Source organism: Rhodopila sp. (genome assembly GCF_965276935.1).
Classification (GTDB): Bacteria; Pseudomonadota; Alphaproteobacteria; order Acetobacterales; family Acetobacteraceae; genus Rhodopila.
On record NZ_CBDIBS010000004.1, the window covers coordinates 2,042,068 to 2,060,232 of the forward strand.

16 protein-coding genes are annotated in these 18,165 nt (G+C 62.9%); 7 read left to right on the top strand and 9 right to left on the bottom strand.

Annotated features, from left to right (window positions below; translation table 11 throughout):
• The first annotated feature begins 9 nt into the window (after nt 1-9).
• Nucleotides 10-360, top strand: coding sequence for a hypothetical protein (locus ACQY4S_RS25840; RefSeq protein WP_428488035.1), 351 nt, complete (start codon nt 10-12; stop codon nt 358-360).
• A gap of 8 nt (nt 361-368) precedes the next feature.
• Here the strand turns inward: ACQY4S_RS25840 and ACQY4S_RS25845 are convergent, their stop codons facing one another.
• Nucleotides 369-1,310 carry a LysR substrate-binding domain-containing protein gene (locus ACQY4S_RS25845; protein WP_428488036.1) on the bottom strand — a complete coding sequence of 314 codons (942 nt, stop codon included), beginning with the start codon at nt 1,308-1,310 and terminating at the stop codon, nt 369-371.
• A gap of 365 nt (nt 1,311-1,675) precedes the next feature.
• Here ACQY4S_RS25845 and ACQY4S_RS25850 point away from each other — a divergent pair, with 365 nt between their 5' ends.
• Nucleotides 1,676-2,434 (top strand): HAD family hydrolase, encoded by a 759-nt coding sequence (locus ACQY4S_RS25850; RefSeq protein WP_428488037.1) that lies wholly within the window; start codon nt 1,676-1,678, stop codon nt 2,432-2,434.
• Nucleotides 2,435-2,615: 181 nt separating this feature from the next.
• Here ACQY4S_RS25850 and ACQY4S_RS25855 read toward each other — a convergent pair whose 3' ends face one another.
• Nucleotides 2,616-3,482 carry an alpha/beta fold hydrolase gene (locus tag ACQY4S_RS25855; RefSeq protein WP_428488038.1) on the bottom strand — a complete coding sequence of 289 codons (867 nt, stop codon included), beginning with the start codon at nt 3,480-3,482 and terminating at the stop codon, nt 2,616-2,618.
• A gap of 505 nt (nt 3,483-3,987) precedes the next feature.
• Here ACQY4S_RS25855 and ACQY4S_RS25860 point away from each other — a divergent pair.
• Nucleotides 3,988-4,752, top strand: coding sequence for an SDR family NAD(P)-dependent oxidoreductase (locus ACQY4S_RS25860; RefSeq protein WP_428488039.1), 765 nt, complete (start codon nt 3,988-3,990; stop codon nt 4,750-4,752).
• 88 nt (nt 4,753-4,840) lie between these two features.
• Here ACQY4S_RS25860 and ACQY4S_RS25865 read toward each other — a convergent pair whose 3' ends face one another.
• The 3 genes from ACQY4S_RS25865 to ACQY4S_RS25875 form a co-directional block, all read right to left on the bottom strand.
• Nucleotides 4,841-6,865, bottom strand: coding sequence for an APC family permease (locus ACQY4S_RS25865; RefSeq protein WP_428488040.1), 2,025 nt, complete (start codon nt 6,863-6,865; stop codon nt 4,841-4,843).
• A 253-nt stretch (nt 6,866-7,118) separates the two neighbouring features.
• Nucleotides 7,119-7,754, bottom strand: a complete 636-nt coding sequence (locus ACQY4S_RS25870; RefSeq protein WP_428488041.1) for an N-carbamoylsarcosine amidohydrolase — start codon at nt 7,752-7,754, stop codon at nt 7,119-7,121.
• Between the two features lie 73 nt (nt 7,755-7,827).
• On the bottom strand, nt 7,828-9,126 hold the full coding sequence (locus ACQY4S_RS25875) for an LVIVD repeat-containing protein (protein WP_428488042.1): 1,299 nt from the start codon (nt 9,124-9,126) through the stop codon (nt 7,828-7,830).
• Between the two features lie 241 nt (nt 9,127-9,367).
• Between ACQY4S_RS25875 and ACQY4S_RS25880 the strand changes: the two genes are divergently transcribed.
• Entirely contained in the window at nt 9,368-10,573 is a 1,206-nt protein-coding gene (locus ACQY4S_RS25880; protein WP_428488043.1) for an ATP-binding protein, read from the top strand.
• Nucleotides 10,551-11,579, top strand: a complete 1,029-nt coding sequence (locus ACQY4S_RS25885; protein WP_428488044.1) for a ParA family protein — start codon at nt 10,551-10,553, stop codon at nt 11,577-11,579. Before ACQY4S_RS25880 ends, ACQY4S_RS25885 begins: the two co-directional genes overlap by 23 nt.
• Here ACQY4S_RS25885 and purH read toward each other — a convergent pair.
• The 3 genes from purH to ACQY4S_RS25900 all read right to left on the bottom strand — a co-directional run bounded on the left by purH (nt 11,551) and on the right by ACQY4S_RS25900 (nt 15,204).
• Nucleotides 11,551-13,125 carry a bifunctional phosphoribosylaminoimidazolecarboxamide formyltransferase/IMP cyclohydrolase gene (gene purH / locus ACQY4S_RS25890; protein WP_428488045.1) on the bottom strand — a complete coding sequence of 525 codons (1,575 nt, stop codon included), beginning with the start codon at nt 13,123-13,125 and terminating at the stop codon, nt 11,551-11,553. The two genes, ACQY4S_RS25885 and purH, sit on opposite strands and share 29 nt — an antisense overlap.
• On the bottom strand, nt 13,122-14,273 hold the full coding sequence (locus ACQY4S_RS25895; RefSeq protein ID WP_428488046.1) for a glycosyltransferase family 4 protein: 1,152 nt from the start codon (nt 14,271-14,273) through the stop codon (nt 13,122-13,124). Before ACQY4S_RS25895 ends, purH begins: the two co-directional genes overlap by 4 nt.
• Nucleotides 14,274-14,340: 67 nt before the next feature.
• Complete coding sequence (locus ACQY4S_RS25900) at nt 14,341-15,204, bottom strand: LysR substrate-binding domain-containing protein (protein ID WP_428488047.1); 864 nt, start codon at nt 15,202-15,204, stop codon at nt 14,341-14,343.
• A gap of 110 nt (nt 15,205-15,314) precedes the next feature.
• Between ACQY4S_RS25900 and ACQY4S_RS25905 the strand changes: the two genes are divergently transcribed.
• Together ACQY4S_RS25905 and ACQY4S_RS25910 are read left to right on the top strand one after the other, a co-directional pair.
• Nucleotides 15,315-16,334 (top strand): bile acid:sodium symporter family protein, encoded by a 1,020-nt coding sequence (locus ACQY4S_RS25905; RefSeq protein WP_428488048.1) that lies wholly within the window; start codon nt 15,315-15,317, stop codon nt 16,332-16,334.
• 151 nt (nt 16,335-16,485) lie between these two features.
• A protein-coding gene (locus tag ACQY4S_RS25910; RefSeq protein ID WP_428483280.1) for an IS630 family transposase occupies nt 16,486-17,428 on the top strand; the annotation gives its coding sequence in 2 pieces (ribosomal slippage) (nt 16,486-16,821 and nt 16,823-17,428; 942 coding nt in all).
• Between the two features lie 28 nt (nt 17,429-17,456).
• Here ACQY4S_RS25910 and ehuD read toward each other — a convergent pair.
• Nucleotides 17,457-18,137, bottom strand: coding sequence for an ectoine/hydroxyectoine ABC transporter permease subunit EhuD (gene ehuD / locus ACQY4S_RS25915; RefSeq protein ID WP_428488049.1), 681 nt, complete (start codon nt 18,135-18,137; stop codon nt 17,457-17,459).
• Between the last annotated feature and the right edge of the window lie 28 nt (nt 18,138-18,165).

Below are 18,165 nucleotides of genomic sequence, written 5' to 3' on the forward strand. Positions count from 1 at the left end.
GGAGGAAACATGCGAATTCATAACATCTATGTTGACGACGCCGGAGAAACCCATTGGCGCGATATCGAGGTCGAGTGGGTCGAGGAGCGCCACGGCAGCAAGCTGTCCGCCCGCTTGCCAGCGGCCGGCATCATCTTCCGTGAGACCGGCGGCGATTATGACCTGGATTGGCATCCCGCGCCGCGGCGCCAATATATCATCAACCTGGATGGCGGGGTGAAGATCACCGCCAGCGACGGGCAAGCCCGCGAGATCGGCGCCGGCGAGATCATCCTGGTGGAGGACATCCGCGGCAAAGGCCATCTGTCACAGTCCATTGGCGGCAAGATGCGGCACTCGATCTTCGTGCCGGTGGAGTAGACAGACACTCACACCAGCCAAGTCGCCTCGTTTTCCCCCCACTCGCGTCCGTCGCGCAGCCGAACCTCGAGTTCCCTGAAGCGGTCGATGAGGAAATCGATCACGATGCGGGTGCGTGGCGGCAGATGCCGGCGGGACGGATACACCACGAAGGCCTGCCGGCGTGCGGTCGTGTAGTCCGGCAGCAACCGGTAGAGACGGCTTGAGCGAATGTCGTTGATGATCAGCGGATCGGACAGCAGGGCGATGCCGTAGCCGGTCAGTGCGGCCTGCCGTACGACCTGCAGGTTATCGGATCGAAGCGGACCGGTGACCTCGACATTCACTGGCCCGGATGGGCCGGTGAATGTCCAATGCCCGCCGTCCTGCCCATTCTGGCTGACAATACAGGTATGGTTTGCCAAGTCGGACGGATGCGCCGGCGCGCCGTATTGCTCCAGATAGGCGGGCGCCGCGACCAGCGCGAATCCCAGCGTGGCGATGGCGCGGGACACGACCGAGGTATCCGGCGACTGCCCGAACCGCAGCGCGACATCCAGACGCTCGGTCACCAGGTCGTCGATCCGGTCCTCGACGACCAGTTCGACCGACAGGCCTGGATGCCGCCGCAGCAGGGCGCCAAACTCTGGCACCAACAGCATCGCGGCGCCCACCGTGACGCCGACCCGCACCAAGCCGGTGGGCGCGCCGCGCGCCCGTCCAACGGTATCTTCGAGATCGGTGGCAACCTCCAGCAGGTGCCTGGCTTGACCCACGAGATCCTGTCCATCGTCGGTCAGGCTGAGCTTGCGAGTCGTCCGGTGAAACAGCCGGACGCCGAAATGCTCCTCCAGTTGCGCGATGTGCCGGGTCACCGCCGATTGGCTGGTGTTGGATTCCCGCGCGACGGCTGAAAACGAGCCGGTTTCGACGACACGAATGAAACTCTGCAATCCACTAATCAGGTCCATCTGCCGGCCGGCGTCCTTTCCTCGATCCGAAACCACAGGCCGTCCTTACGGGAAGGGCCACCGGCAAAGCCATATCATCAAGACGTCCGGGCGGCACAAGGGCGTGCCTTGAAGCATTCCATCGATGCATGAAGGTCCGGAACGACGTCATCCTGAAGTCATGGCACAGAAGGTCTACGTTATCGTGAACCCTTCGGACACCCAGCAACTGGCGGCGATCGGCTTGAATCAAAATCGGCTGCAAGAGGCGTCGCATTGACGCAGCGTGATCCGTTGTGGTGCCTGCCGGCGCGGGGCCGTGGCTGACAAACGCGCGCACGATCCTGACCTGCGTCCGACCGTCGGCTGCAACCAAGAGGCTGCTTGTGGCGTTCGCGTCGCCAGCGATCGGGTTGGCTGGCACCCGGGACATGGTCCGACAAAAAGGGATGCAAGGGGTGATCAAAGCAGCGATCTTCGACGTTGACGGGACGTTGGTCGACTCGGTCGATCAGCATGCCAAATCCTGGGAAGAAGCCTTCCGGGACTTTGGCCATGTCATTCCCTTCGCGGATGTGCGGTCCCAGATCGGCAAGGGCGGCGACCAGCTCATGCCTGTTTTCCTGACGCCGGCGGAGCTTGACGCCACGGGCGACGCACTGGACAAGCAACGCAGCAGCATCATGAAGGAACGATACCTTGCCACGATCAAAGCATTTCCTGATGTCCGCGCGCTGTTTCAGCGGCTGCGAGACGATGGCGTCCAGGTCGTGCTCGCCTCATCGGCCAAATCCGACGAGCTAAAGATTTACAAGCGGCTGGCTGACATTGACGATCTGGTGGATGCGGAAACGTCTTCCGACGATGCCGAGAAATCAAAGCCCCATCCGGATATCTTCGAGGCGGCGCTAGCGCGACTGCCGGGCATTGACCCTTCCGAGGCTGTCGTGGTCGGCGACACACCGTATGATGCGGAAGCCGCGGCCAAGGTCGGCCTCGCCACGATCGGCATTCTGACCGGCGGCTTTCCGGAGAGCGCTCTACGTCGTGCTGGGTGTATCGAGATTTTCGCCGATCCCGCGGATTTGCTGAAGCATTATCACCGTTCGCCATTTGCAAGAGGAAAGTCTTCGCCGGCGGCCTGAGACATGGATTTCTTTGTTGGCAACATCACGGTTCGGCCGACGACGGTCGCGCCGCCGCAGAATTCCTCTTGCGCGAGATGTCGACATCCTCGGCAACGAACGGATGTTATCCTGCTGCAAACCAGGCGGCGGTGAGCGTCACACAAAGTGATCGTCACTTGGCTGATGGCTTGATCATCAGTCATCCTCGCCAGGAATCAAGGAACGCCAGAAGCGCATTGTTGACCACATCGGGCTGCTCCTCGTGTGGCAGATGGCCGCATTGCGGAATTGAAACGGTACGCAGGTCCGTCGTCATCTGCCGCCAGATTTCCACCACGTCCCACATCCTGCCGCCAAGCTCGAAATCCTCACCCCACAGAGCCAGAGTCGGGCAGGTGATCCGTGTGTCAGCGTCCTCCTTGTCCTGTGCGACGTCCTCGCGCCCCGCCCGGTAATCATTCAACGCACCGCGTACCGCGCCAGGTTTTTGGTAGGCACGGACATAGGCACCAAGGTCTTCGAGGGTCAGGGCCTCGGGATCGTAGGTCCAGCCCTGCAGGATGTAGCGCAGCCAGATTTCCTCGCGGCCGGCAATGAGCGCTTCGGGAAGATCGGGCACCTGATTGAAGATAAAGAACCAGTGGCCGCGGGCGATGGTCGCGTCCATCGCCTCGAAGATCGTCCTGGTGGGAATGTTGTCAAATACACCCAGGCGGCTGATGGCGTCCGGATGATCCTTGGCGAAGCGGGTCGCGACCCTGGCACCCCGATCGTGGCCAATGATGGCGGCCCGTTCAATCTTTAGATGATCCATAAGTGCGCGGATGTCCGCTGCCATGGTCCGCTTGTCGTAACCCGAGGCGGGCTTCTCGGTCTCGCCATAGCCCCGCAGGTCCGGCACGATCAGGCGATACCGTTCCGACAGGACGGGTATCTGCTTGCGCCAGGCATACCAGGTCTCCGGGAAACCGTGCAGCAGAATAACGGGCGGGCCGCTGCCCGCCTCTACGTAATGCTGCTTGATCCCGTTGGCTTGGGTGGTGTGGTGGGAGAGGGGTAATGCCATGACAGGCTCCTGCTGAGCGCTTGATGTCTTTTGCGATGTCGTCGGCGGTGACTTCGTGGCCCGCAATTCAGGCCGGCGCGCTGTATCTATGTCGCGCCCGCGCGCCGCGCCGCCGCACACGTCAAGCCGCGGCGACATTCCACCCCCGACCATGGAGGCTCGACGTCTCGGGCCTTCACCGCAGCCGCATGGCTGATTCTGTCCATACTGTTTCAGGCTTTGCTTCCGACACTCTTCACAGCGAACGAGTTGGCGGTTCAGGCAGTTGCCTGTGACCTATGCCCTGCCGATCAACAAGGTGGGCATCTGATCAAACGCGACGGCTTCTTGTTCGCAGCACTCGCATGTCAAGCCAGGAGGCCTCGTTTGCAGCCGCCGCTAATCGAGCAAGCTTCATTGCCCCTCTCTGGCCGCGACCGCGAAGTTGTGTTCGCCGGATTGGACTGTCCCGTGCACCTCAAAGCCGAACCGCGAGTTGCCGAAGCGACGGGTGGTGGAGGTTCCAATGCAGCGGTTCAAAGGCAAGATCGTGCTCGTAACAGGCGCGGGTTCGGGTATCGGCGCGGCGACGGCGCGGCGTTTCGCGGCGGAAGGCGCCTCGGTCGTCATGGCGGACCAGGCAAAGGACAAGCTCGTTCGAAGCGCCGCAGACCTGGATCAGGACCGGACCATGACCCATGTCGCCGACGTATCCGACCTTGCTTCGGTCGAGGCTCTGGTCCAGGCGGTGATCGAGCGCTTCAAGCAACTCGATGTTCTGGTGAACAACGCGGGAATTGCCACGACCGGGTCAATCACGGAAGCATCAGTCGATGACTGGCGCCGCATCATGGCAACCGATCTGGATGGCGTATTCCATTGCACGCGCGCGTCGGTGCCGCATTTGCTGGCGACGAAGGGCTGTATCGTGAATGTCTCATCGGTATCCGGTCTGGGCGGCGACTGGAACATGAGCTTCTACAATGCCGCCAAAGGCGCCGTGACCAATCTGACCCGCGCGCTGGCTCTCGATCTGGGACAGCAGGGCGTGCGGGTGAATGCTGTCAATCCCACGCTGACGCTGACCGGCATGACCACCGATATGGTACAAGACAGCGCACTGATGGATAAGTTCAAGGAACGGATTCCGATGGGCCGAGCGGGGGAGCCGGACGACATCGCGGCGGTTATCGCGTTCCTGGCGAGTGACGATGCAAGGTTTGTCAATGGGGTCAACTTGCCCGTCGACGGCGGCTTGAGCGCCTCGAATGGCCAGCCGCGTCAAGCCTGAGATCCTCAAACGAGCATGACATGGCAACGAATGGGGCGCGTCAGGGGCAAGACGTGTGTGGACCATGACCGGATTTGATACTGGCCATCTACGGTTGCGTGTTCAATCTGATGCCATGCCGGCATGCCTTGTCGACAGGTTCTGACGGTTCCTCCTGCGCCAGGCCTTGCCGCGGGGTTTGGGGCTTCAGTTGCCAAGGGACGGAGACGACGGCAATTCTTTTGCCGCCATAGCGCAGCAACTGAGCGCGAAGCCGCCGCTCTCGGTGGGTATGCATCATATAGCCCCACCAGCGGCCCTCAACCAGTTCCGGCAGCACAATCATTACAGGGCGACCCGGCAGACGCTTTTGAATATGCTCGATCCCCTTCAGGAATGGCGCCGTCACGCTGCGGAAATGGGACGGCATGAGCAGAAGCCGGGGGGCGGGCAGGCCGGCCTCGCACGCGGGCTCCTCGACGAACTTTCGCCATTCCTGCTTCAGGCTCGTCTCTTCACGCTCCGCTTCCGGCCCGTCCAGGGTGGTGGCATGAAGAGCTATCAGATCGGGCGTCAGACGCAATGCGTACTCGACCGCGTTTCGTGACAGGCGATCCCAGCGCTTGATGGGAACCAGCGCGACCGGCTTTCCGTGATCGCGCAGGTCAATGCTTCGCTGTGTCTCCCACCGCAGTTGGCGGTCATCCTGATCATAGTAATGGCGAACGATCTTCAGCAGCAGCACGGTGCATGGAATGATGATGATCGTCAGCCACGCGCCGTCCGTGAACTTCGCGATCAGGATGATGCCGAGCGCGATACCGGTGGCGACGGCTCCGCCACCGTTGATGGCCAGCTTGGCTCTGCCGCGGGTGGCAGACAGCGGACGGGCATCCGTCCCGCTGGTCTTGCGCTGGGCACGCCACCAATGTGCAGCCATGCCAGACTGAGACATGGTGAACGAGAGAAAGGCACCGATGGCGAAAAGCGGGATGAGCCGATCGGTGATGCCATCGAACGCGACCAGCAAGCCGCCGGAGCCCAGGGTCAGGAACAGGATTCCAACCGAGCAGACCAGTCGCCGTCCCGGAACGGCGAAGCCGCGTGGCAGGAACCCATCACGCGCGACCAGACGGCACATGCGGGGAAAATCGACGAAGGAGGTATTCGCCGACAGGCAAAGCACCGCGAGCACGCTGGTGATCGTCAGGTCGTAGAACCACCCCCGCCCATACACCGCCTTGACCAACTGCGACAGCACGCTCTGGTAGCCGTCCTTCGACTGATCCATGGCACTGATGCCATAGGCTGCCGCCAGATGCGCAATCCCCAGCAGCAGCAGGCCCAGGATCAACACGATCGCCGAGAGCGTGGCGCGCGCATGTTTCACGGGCGGATCGCGAAAGGCGCTGATCCCGTTGCTGACTGCCTCAACCCCGGTCATGGCAGAGCAGCCGGAAGCGAAAGCTCGCAGCAGGAGCCACAGCGACACTGCGGTGACCGCCTGGTGCGTCTCTGGCGGCGACACCACCGGGTGCGGATGGCCGCCAGTGGTGATGGCCTTGAAGACGCCCCACGCGATGATGAACCCGAGTGTCAGGATGAAGATGTAGGTCGGCAGCGACCAGGCGAGGCCGGCTTCCCGTGTGCCGCGCAGGTTCAGCACGGTGAGGACGGCCAGAACCGTCGGACACAGGTATAGCGTATAGGCATGCAGTTCGGGAATCGCCGAAGTCAGCGCGCCGATCCCGGCGGAAATGCCGACCGCGACGTTCAACATGTAGTCGACCATCAGCGCCGCCGCGGCCAACAGTCCGGCATTGATGCCAAGGTTGTCCTTGGCCACGATGTAGGAGCCGCCGTTGTTCGGGTAGGCCTTGATGGTCTGCCAGTAGGAAAACCACAGGATCGCGAGCAACGCCAGGATGACCCAGGTAATAGGCCCGATGTAAGCCAGCCCGGCGGTGCCGGTGCCGGCCAAGATGGTCAGCGCCGCCTCCGGTCCATAGGAAGCAGAACCGAGGCCATCCAGGCCCATCGCCGGCAAGCCTGAAAATATCCCCAGCTTGTGGCCCTGGGCCTCCTTGTTCGAGACCGGCCGGCCGATCAGAAGCCTGCTCAGGGAAAGGGGCATGACACCTCGGTCGTGGTTCGGCGCGTCCTGACGACAAGCGTTCAACGCCATGCGGCGGCAGCGGTAGCAGAACGGATGTGAGTTGATGCCTTTCCCTGCGTTGGGCGATTCCGCCTGGGCTAGCCGGATCCGGGTCATTCCGGTGAACCATGCTCAGGGATGCCGAGCGGTCATCGAACGCGCGGGCCGCTTGAGCGCAAAGTCCGGGACAACCCTTTCCCGGCGCATCCAATCCGAATTCCGCGCTATATCTTCACCGCTCGCCCGTGTTCCGCGTCAGCATGGCTTCGATCTCCGACAGACTGAGCAGGTCGGCATATTTCTGCGCCATGTCGAACAGGTTCGCCTGGTGCGGGCCGATAGCTCGATCGCCAACGCAGTCCGCGACGACAACGGTGCGAAAGTTGTGACTGCATGAATCGACGACCGTGGCGCGCACGCAACCACTGGTCGTGCAGCCGCTGACGATCAGCGTGTCCACGCGCTGGCCTACCAGCCATCCTGCGAGCTCGGTGCCGAAGAAGGCGCTGGCGTTGCGTTTGCGCAACACCATCTCACCGGGGCGGGGCGTCAATTCGGGAACGATCTGCGATAGCGGGCTGGTTTCCGTCAGCCCGCGCAGGGCAGGCACCTTCAGCGTGAACCCGCCGCAGTCGGAGCCGTCATCGGCGTAGACCACACGTGTATGGACGACAGGCCAGCCGAGCATCCGCGCGAGCGAGAGAAGCCGTTGAGTACGCTGAATAGCCGCCTGGATATTGCCGCCACCGAAATGCGCCGGATCGGTAAATCCTACGACGAAATCGACAATGACAAGAGCCGGCGCCACGCCTAGTCCGATCGGCTGGGCAAAGCCCTGCGCCTGATAGATCGCCAGCTCGTCGCTCATGACTTTTCTCCCACGTCGGGCGTCACGGCTGGCCCGCGACGCGTTCATGCCGACGTTGCTATATCGGCTGATACTACTCTAGCGGAACAGAACCGGTGTAGCGGATGATGTCCAGCCCGCCGCTCAGCCTGTCGTTGGCATAGATCAGGCCGTTCTCATCGACGTAGACGTCGTTGATCTGGATACTGTGGGTGGCGTTGCCGGCGGGCGGCGCGTCGATCAGAAAACCGATTTCCTTCGGATCGTGCGGATCGGCGATCGAGTAGGCGCGCACCCCGCCATTGAAGAAGCTGCCGACCACGGTCTTGCTCAGCTTGCGCGCGGTGGGATCAGGCCGGTTCTGGTGGATGTTGTGCGCGCCGAAACGACCACCCTGCTTGCACAATGCGGCGAAGTCCGCCGGCGGTGCAATTACCGACAGAGCAACGGGCGCTGTTTCGTTGGAGATGTCCCACACCCAGTCGCGCTTCGGCCAATCCTTGCAGTTGGCCAGAACGGCTTCCTCGGTCTGAATTGCCAACCCGCGCGACGGGATTGGGAGCACCGTGTGCGCGAAACCGACGTTCTGCGACTGCCAGGACCGGTGCGCCACCATTTTTGGATGCGCCTTGTCGGAGATGTTTAGGATGAAGAAGCCGCCGTCGATCCAGCCGACATACGCCCGATCCGGTCGGTCAGCGGACACGATCGGCGTGTGTTCGCGAATGCCGGAATCGATCGACACCCGAGGCGGAGCGGGTTCCTTGTCGCCGACACGCGTGCCGGGCATCCACCAGCGGCCGGCCTCGTGCGGGTGGCTTGGGTCGCTCATGTCGACGACCATGAAGAACTGGTCGTCGAGCGGATTGTTCGGTATGAAGTCGCGTGCCCCGGTCGTCAGATAGGCGTAATGACCATCGGCGAACCAGACATAATGCACGCCGCGCGAATGCGGGCCGGAGGTATCGAAATAGGCCAGCTTCCGCGGACGCGCCGGATCGGCCACATCGTAGACATCCATACCCGCACCGGACTGACCCGACTTATCGGTCTGCTGCGCCACCGTCAGGGTCGTGCCGGACAGGCCGAGGCTGTTGCAGCGAAGCTGTGGCGCCGAAACGGGAATCTGCATGATCACACGCGGATCTCCCGGCTTGGTTACATCCAGGATGCTGACGCACATCGGCGCCGACTCGTGCGCCAGGAACAGCACGCGCCGGCCGTCAGGATACTGGCGTAGTGCAAGGCCCTCGCCGCCCTTTCCGGCGCCGTTCAGGTCGCTGTGGCCAATGATCTCCATGTTGCTGGCGGACTGCACCGCGGGAATAGGATCGGCATAGGCGGTTGCCGCGACAGCGAACAAGATGATGGCGAACAGGGGAATTCTTAACATTCCGTTACATCCTGTTGTCAAGACGCTTTGTCAGGTGCAGGGCCGCACGATTAAAGGCTAATTCTTCGATTTGCGGTTCCTGCACGCCTGGCTCGCCTTCCGTCAGGCATCTTGATCCAGCCCATTAATAGAACACAAGCCCAAGCAGCGGCGGAAAGGCAAGTCGGCACCGGCCTTTGAATGTGGTATGTGAGCGACCATACATGAATGGCCCCATCCGGCACCTTGGGAAAACCTGTCGATGCTGACCGATGACGAACTCCGCCACCGGCTTGGCGACCTGGAAGCGTTCAATGTCGAACGTACCGAGTCGGTCCGAAACACCGACAAGTTCGGCGAGGCCATCTGCGCCTTTGCCAATGATCTGCCGGACAGCAGGACGGGCGGGATCTTATTCGTCGGCGTGAAGGACAACGGAGACTGCGCTGGCTTGGATATAACTGAGCAGATCGTGCAGACTCTAATGGGCTTTGGCCGTGATGGGCAGATTTCACCGCTTCCCAATATCCACGTCCGCAGGGTCACACTGAACGGCTGCACCGTGGCGGTGGCGGAGGTGGCGCCTTCAGACAGCCCGCCGGTGCGATACAAGGGGCGCATCTGGGTGCGCTTTGGCCCTTCCCGGGCGCTCGCAACCCCCGAGCAGGAACGCCGGCTGATCGAACGACGACGACGCGCCATTCTCCCGTTCGATCAGCAGCCAATGGCTGGCGCTACACTCAAGGACCTCAATCTGTTGAGTTTTCAAACCGAGTATCTGCCCGCCGCGATTGCGCCGGATGTGCTGGAAGCAAACGGGCGGGAGGTCGTGGATCAGCTCCGCGCGCTGAAGTTGCTCAGCCCGGATGGCGTGCCGACGACCGCTGGCGTTCTGGTCCTCGGCGGCGACCCACGCAACTGGCTTCCCGGCGCCTACATACAATTCGTTCGCTACGCTGGGGTTGAGGTCACCGACGCGATTCGTGACCAGAAGGAGATTGACGGTTCGTTATCAGAAATGCTTCGCCGGCTTGATGAGGTGCTGGAGGCTAACGTGGCAAGGAAAACCGACCTTTCGGGCGGTTCGACACAGGTGCGCCCAGATTATCCGATCCTGGCGCTGCAGGAATTAGCCCGGAACGCGGTCATCCACCGCGCGTACGACGGAACTAATGCACCGGTCAGGCTGACCTGGTTTGATGACCGGGTGGAGATCACCAGTCCCGGCGGACCGTTTGGCGCTGTATCGATTGCTAACTTTGGCCGGCCGGAAGCAACCGATTATCGCAATCCAGCCCTAGCCTCCGCCGCCAAGGACCTTGGCTTTGTGCAGCGGTTTGGTTCTGGTATTCCACGAGCCCGCCTTGCACTGGTGCGTAACGGAAACCCGCCCCCGGACTTCAGGCAGAGGTGGCGTTCGTCCATGTCACACTTCGGGCGCTGCCATGAAAACCATCGGCTTTTTTAATAACAAAGGTGGCGTCGGCAAAACCACGCTGGTCTACCATGTTGCCTGGATGCTGGCGGAAATGGGTGTTTCGGTCATCGCTGCCGATTTCGATCCGCAAGCTAACCTTACCAGCGCCTTCCTGCCTGAAGACCGGCTGGACGAGATCTGGAATGATCCCGCCGCACTGACCGTGGCGGGTGCAGTTCGCCCGCTGATCGAGCGTGCAGGCGACCTTGTCCCACCCACGGTGGAACGGGTTGCTGATGATAAGATTGGGGTGATCATCGGGGACCTCGCGCTGTCGCGCTTTGAGGATGTGCTGTCCCAGGTCTGGCCGACTTGCCTTTCACGCGATGTAGGCGCTTTCCGGGTCACCAGCGCCTTCCATCGCCTTGTCCAACTCGCTGGCAAGGAAACCGGTGCCGATCTGGCGCTGGTCGACGTTGGTCCCAATCTCGGCGCCATCAATCGTGCTGCCTTGATCGCCTGCGACCACGTGGTGATCCCACTCGGTGCCGACCTTTTTTCGCTGCAGGGGCTTCGCAACGTTGGCCCAGCCTTGCGGGAATGGCAACGGGATTGGGCTGATCGCCTAGATCGTCGGCCGCCGACCACGATCGATCTGCCAACAGGATCGATGACGCCCGCCGGTTATGTGATCATGCGCCATTCGGTTCGCATGAATCGGCCTGCCAGCGCATTCGGCAAGTGGATGGCGCGCATTCCGACGGTCTATGCCGAGTCGGTTCTTGCGCAACCGTCGCTGCCTTGGGGCGGTGGCATAGACCCGCATTGCCTCGCGTTGTTAAAGGACTTCCGGTCGCTTATGCCTTTGGCACAGGAAGCACGAAAGCCAATGTTTCTGCTGAAGCCCGCGGATGGCGCGTTCGGCGGGCATCAGCAGGCGGTATTGGACTGCTATCGCGCTTTCCGTGATCTGACGCGGTGCATCTTATGGCAATGCAAGATTTTTCCCCTACTCGATTGGCCATCATTCAATGCCGGAAGTGTCGCATCCCGGTGAACACCATCGCCACCCCCGCCGCGTCCGCCGCTGCGATGACCGCCGCGTCCCGCATCGATCCGCCTGGCTGGATCACCGCCGTCGCACCTGCCGCCACGGCAGCCTCCAGGCCATCGGCAAACGGGAAGAACGCGTCGGACGCTACAACACTGGCCTCGGTCAACTGCCCCGGCAAGCCGGCCGCCTTCGCGGCCTCCTCGCTTTTCCAGGCGGCGATGCGCGTGGAATCCACACGATTTGGCTGGCCGGCGCCGATGCCAACCGTGGCACCTGCTTTCGCATAGACGATCGCGTTCGACCTCACGTGCTTGCAGACGCGGAAAGCGAACAGCAGGTCAGCCAGTTCCGCCTCTGTCGGCGACCGTTGGGTCACCACTTTCAACTCGGCCGCGGCGATCCGCCCGGAATCGCGCGTCTGCGCCAGGAATCCCCCCGCCAGGCTGCGGAATACCAATCCGCCGGATGATGGATCGGGCATCCCGCCCGTCAGCAACAGACGGATGTTCTTCTTACGCGCCAAGACCGCCTTCGCTGCCTCATCGGCATCCGGTGCCACGATGACTTCCGTGAAGATCGCCGAGAACTTCTCCGCCGCCGCCGCATCGAGGGTCCGGTTCACCGCGACGATGCCGCCGAAGGCCGACACGGGATCGCAGCGCAACGCGGCATCCCACGCCGCCGCCAGCGACATGCCGGACGCGACCCCGCATGGACTGGCGTGCTTGACGATCACCACCGTCGGCGCGTCGAACTCGGCCACGCATTCGAACGCCGCGTCGGTGTCGTTCAGGTTGTTGTAGGACAGTTCCTTGCCCTGCACCTGGACCGCGGTCGCCATTCCGGGACGATTGCCGGAGACGTAGAAGGCCGCTGCCTGATGCGGATTTTCGCCATACCGCAGCGTCTGCCGCAGCGTGCCGGACACGCTCAGGCGCTTCGGAAATGCCTCCGCGCGCTGCTCGGCGAACCACGCCGAGATGGCTGAATCATAGGCGGCGGTCCGGGCATAGGCTGCCCCCGCCAGCCGGCGGCGCAGCCGCAGCGGCGTTCCGCCGGATAAAGAAAATTCCGTCAAGACTTCAGCGTATTGATCCGGGTCGGTCAGCACCACCACGAAGTCGTGGTTCTTCGCCGCCGCGCGGATCAGCGCCGGCCCGCCGATGTCGATGGTCTCGACGCAATCATCATACGCGGCACCGTTCGCAACGCTCGTCTCGAACGGATACAGGTTCACCGCCACCAGATCGATCGGCGCGATGCCATGTCGCGCCATCTGCGCCATATGCTCCGCCACATCACGCCGGCCGAGAATGCCGCCATGGATCTGCGGCACCAGGGTCTTCACCCGTCCATCCATGATCTCCGGAAAGCCGGTATGCTCGGAGACTTCCCTGACCGGCACCCCAGCCTCCCGCAAGGCCTGGGCGGACCCTCCGGTGGAGACGATCTCAACGCCCCGCTCCGCCAGCGCCTGGGCGAACGGAACCAGGCCCGCCTTGTTTGAAACCGAGAGCAACGCGCGTCGGATGGGAACGATGTCGATCATGGCGGCGCATCCACTCCTGCTGCACGCGCGGCGGGATAAACTGACAAGCCCAGCAGGTCCAGGGTGCGGGCCAGCACGTTCGCCTCGTCATAGTGATCCAGCGCTCGCTGCCGGCCCGCCTGTCCCATCCGCGCGCGCAGACCGGGATCGCGGGTCAGTGCCCGCAAGGCCGACGCCAGCGCCACCGCATCGCCAGCACGCACCTTCAGGCCCGTGAGACCATCCTCCACCTGCTCCGCGGGACCACGCACATCGGTGGCGACGACCGGCAGACCCGTCAGCATCGCCTCGATCACCGACATCGGCAGACCCTCGAACCGGCTAGGCAGGGTGAAGATGTCGGCGGCGGCCAGCAAGGCAGCGATGTCAACCCGATAACCCAGCAGCCGCAGCCGTTCCCCTAGTCCGGCGGCATGCAGCACCGCGATCATGTCCGCCCCCCGGTCGCTCGCCAGGCGTTCCCCGACGACCCACAGTTCCGCGTCGGGCACCGAGCGTATCGCCGCGGCCAGTTCAGGATAACCCTTGTGCCAGACCAGGCGGGACACGGCGATGACCACCACCCGGTCGTCGGTCACGCCGAACCCGTCCCTGATCCGCGCCCGCGCGGCGGGATCTGGACGAAACACCGAAGGATCACGGCCGTTGCCGACCGCGACAGCGTGTTTGCAAATCCGCAGGCGGCATGCGTCACGCGCCTCGGCCACCGAAACGGTCAGGAACACATCGGTCGCCCGCGCAGCCAGCCACTCCATGATGAACGACAGCACCCGGCGCGGTGCCGACGAGGACGCGTGGTTGAACAGGAAGCCGTGGCACGTATAGGCGACCACCGGCACCCCCGCGGCGCGTGCCGCCAGCCTGGCCAGGAAGCCGCTGATCGGCATATGGGCGTGGACGATGTCGGGCTTCTCGGCGCGCAGAATGGCAATCAGGGACCGGACGACGCGGATGTGCGCCATGGGTGACAAGCGGCGGACGAACGGAACGGCGATCACCCGGAACCCTTCGGCGCGAACGCCGTCCAACAGCGGGCCTTCGGCGCAGGCTCCCACGACCTCATGCCCCTCGGCGCGGATCGCGCGCATCAGCGGCAGCAGGAAATGCCGCAGGGAAAAATCGACATTGGTAATCTCGATGACTTTCATCAGGCGTCACTGACGACGGTAACAGCAAGGCGGCGGCTTTGCCGGTTCCGCCTAATAGCGCCTCGTTTCATGGACCCATTCGCTGCAAGCGATCGCCATTTGCCAGGATGACCCGCGCAAGCGCCGCGGCTGCGCCACGCAAACCGGTTCGGGCCCCCATGACCACAAACTCCGCATCGGCAAGATCAGGCAGGCGGCATGATGCCGGCATCTCCGACAGTCCCTCGGGCATCAGTCCGCGAGCATGCACGGTGACACCCAGTCCAGCCAGCGCGGCGGCGCGCAAGCCGCTCAGGCTGCCGCTGGTGCAGGCGATGCGCCAGGTCAGGCCGGCCCGTTCCAGCGCCTGAAGCGCCACCGACCGGGTGATGCTGGGGGGATTGAAGAGGATCAGCGGTATGGGTTCGCCGGGTTCAATACGGGTGGCGGTGACTCCGATCCAGGCCAGCCGGTCGCGCCAGACCAACTGCCCGCGTTCGTCACCCGCCGGCCGCTTCGCCAATACCAGATCAAGTTCACCGGCATCCAGGTGTTCATGCAACGTGGCACTGACGCCAACTTTCAGTTCCAGGTCCACCAACGCGTGTTCACGCACGAAGTCACGCAGCAGTTCCGGCAGGCGGGTGCTGACGAAATCCTCCGATGTGCCGAAGCGAAGCCGGCCGCGAAGCCTGGAGCCGGCAAAATGGCGGCGGGCACGGTTGTTGATGTCCAGAATGGACTGGGCGAAACCGGTCATCGCTTCCCCATCCGCGGTTAGTTCGACCGAATGGGTGTCGCGCACGAACAGGCGGCGGCCGGTGCTGGCCTCCAGCTTGCGGATGTGCTGGCTGACCGTCGACTGCCGCAGGCGCAGGCGCTGGCCGGCCTCGGTAAAGCTGCGAGTGCGCGCGACGGCGAGGAAGCTTTCCAGGTGTGTCGGCTCGAACATCGGGTGTCATGTCATCGTGAAACGTGATGACAATAAGCGCGGTCAGCGCAATTCACAATAAGCATTCATCGGTCCATTGTGCGTGGTGTTGTCGCAGAAGAATATCGCCGATGCACCCGAAGGCGCTGCTGTCCCGGCTGCCGATCGATCCCTACATCGCCGCGATTGTCGGCATGGTCTGTGTGGCCTCGCTGCTGCCGGTGCACGGCCATGGGGCGGTGATCGCCGGCTATGCGACCGAGGCCGCCATCGCCCTTCTCTTCTTCCTGCACGGTGCTCGCCTGTCACCGAAAGCAGCCTTGGCCGGCGCCAGGAACTGGCGGCTGCACCTTGTGGTGCTGGCTTCGACCTTTGTCCTGTTCCCGGCGCTGGGGCTGGCGGCGAAGGCACTGTTTCCGCATCTGCTCACGCCGCCACTCTGGACCGGCGTGATCCTGCTGTGCATGTTGCCTTCAACCGTTCAGTCGTCGATCGCGTTTACCTCGATCGGCCGCGGCAATGTGCCGGCCGCGCTTTGCGCCGCCACCGCGTCCAATTTGCTGGGCATGGGGCTGACGCCTCTGCTCGCCGGGCTGTTGCTCAGCACGCAGGGCGGGTTCTCCATCAGTGGTGCCGGCCACATCATCGTGCAGCTTCTGCTGCCGTTCGCGGCGGGGCAGCTTGTCAGGCCGTGGATCGGCGAATGGGCGTTGCGGCACAGGACGCTGCTGGGGCTGGTGGACCGGGGGTCGATCCTGCTGGTGGTCTATACCGCGTTCAGCGAGGGCGTCACCCAGGGCATCTGGCACCAGGTCAGCCTGGGCGATCTTGGGCGGCTGCTGGCGGTGAATGTTGTGCTGCTGGCGGCGGTGCTGGCGATCACCACCTCCGGCAGTCGGCTGCTGGGGTTCGCCCGCGCCGATGAAATTACCATCGTCTTCTGTGGCTCGAAGAAAGGCTTGGCGGGTGGCCTGTCGATGGCGACCGTGCTGCTGGCCGGGCAGTCGGTCGGGCTGATCGTGCTGCCGCTGATGCTGTTTCACCAGATCCAGCTAATGGCCTGCGCCGCGCTGGCGAAGCGCTATGCGAACGGCGGCCTTCGTGCCGAAGTGGAAGCCGCGGCGGCCGGCATCGTCGGCGTGGTGCGCTAGGATTGCTTGCTACAGTCTGATCCTGTGATTCATTCGCCTTGAACGTTTCACTTAGAGCATGATCGTTTTAAGTTGACTCCTGCGTGAGTAGGGGTTCCGGCGCGGCCTAAAATCTGATCCAAGCTGTGGGCTGGGTCGGAGGCCAGCATGGATGGGTGCTCCTTACACGTTGGATTTGCGAGAACGCGCTGTCGCGGCATTCCGCTCAGGCAGGAGCCGGCTTGAGACGGCGACCCTCTTCCAGGTCAGTGAGTCGTCTGTGCAGCGGTGGTCGCGGCTGGATCGACAGAAGGGCAGCGTGGCGGCGCAGGGGCTGGGTGGTCATCGGCCCTTCGCACTGGCCAACGAACGCGACAGGATTATCGAACGGATTGCGCAACAGCCGGATCTGCCGTTGCGCGCACTGCTCGCTGAGTTGCAAGACCGTGGCATCACGGTGAGCTATTTTGCTGTCTGGAACATCGTTGACCGCGCTGGTCTCAGCTTTAAAAAAAAGCCTGCACGCCAGCGAGCAGGATCGTCCCAATGTTGCCCGTCGGCGCCTGCAATGGCAAAAGCGGCAGGATAAAGTTGATCCCAGACGGCTTGTTTTTGTAGACGAAACCTGGACGAAGACGAACATGACCCCGATCCGGGGGCGGTGCCCGGTCGGCCAGCGTCTGCTCGCCAAGGTGCCGCATGGTCATCGCCAGACGCAAACCTTCGTTGCCGCCCTGCGATGCGACGGCATTCATGCGCCATGCCTGCTCGATCAGCCGATGAACGCGATCAGTTTTCGCGCCTATGTCGAGCAGTTCCTGGTGCCGACGTTACGACCGGGCGACGTTGTGATCATGGATAATCTGAGCAGTCACAAGGGCCCTGTCATCCGCAAGGCAATCCGGACAGCGGGTGCAAAGCTGATTTTCCTGCCACCCTATAGTCCCGACCTCAACCCGATCGAGCAGGTGTTCGCCAAACTCAAAACCCTGCTGCGCAAGGCCAACGCCCGCACCATCGACGCAGTGATCGAAGCGATCGCCAAGCTCCTCGACGAGTATACCGTCGAAGAATGCGCCAATTACCTCGTCAACTCCGGCTACGGGTCAACCTAAAACGATCATGCTCTAGCGCCATCATGCGCTATGTGCGCATCCCGAGCACGACGGGGCGGCGGGTGATGTCGAGCCGCACCTCCACCCATTCGACGAACTTCGCGGCGGGATAGCTGATCAGGAAATAGATCGCCGCGACCATGGCGAAGATCTCGAAGTGCTTATAGGTGGCGGATGCCAGCAATTGGCCGCTGAACATCAGGTCGCGCATGGTGATCACCGACACCAGCGCGGAATCCTTGAAGATCGACACGAAGAAGTTACCGATTGACGGAACGATGATGCGGATCGCCTGCGGCAGGATGATGCGGCGGAGCATCAGGCGGCGCGACATGCCGACCGAGGCCCCGGCTTCCCATTGGCCTTTCGGAATGGCCTGGATGCCGGAGCGGAACACCTCCGCCATGTAGGCCGTATAGTTCAGCGTCAGTCCCAGCACGCCGGACACGAACGGGGTAAGGACAATGCCGGCATAGGGCAGCACGTAGTAGATGAAGAACAGTTGCAGCAGCAGGGGCGTGCCGCGGATGAACTGGATATAGACCGCGGCCAGCATTCGCACCGGCCACGGCCGGGACATGCGGGCGATGCCGGTAATCAGCCCGCACAGCAGCGCCAGACAGAACGCCAGTAGCGAAACCGCGATCGTCAGCATCGCGCCGTGCAGCAGCGACGGCAGGAATTGGATCATGTCGGCGAGCGAGAACATCCAATCTCCTGTCGCGGCGCCGGACCCG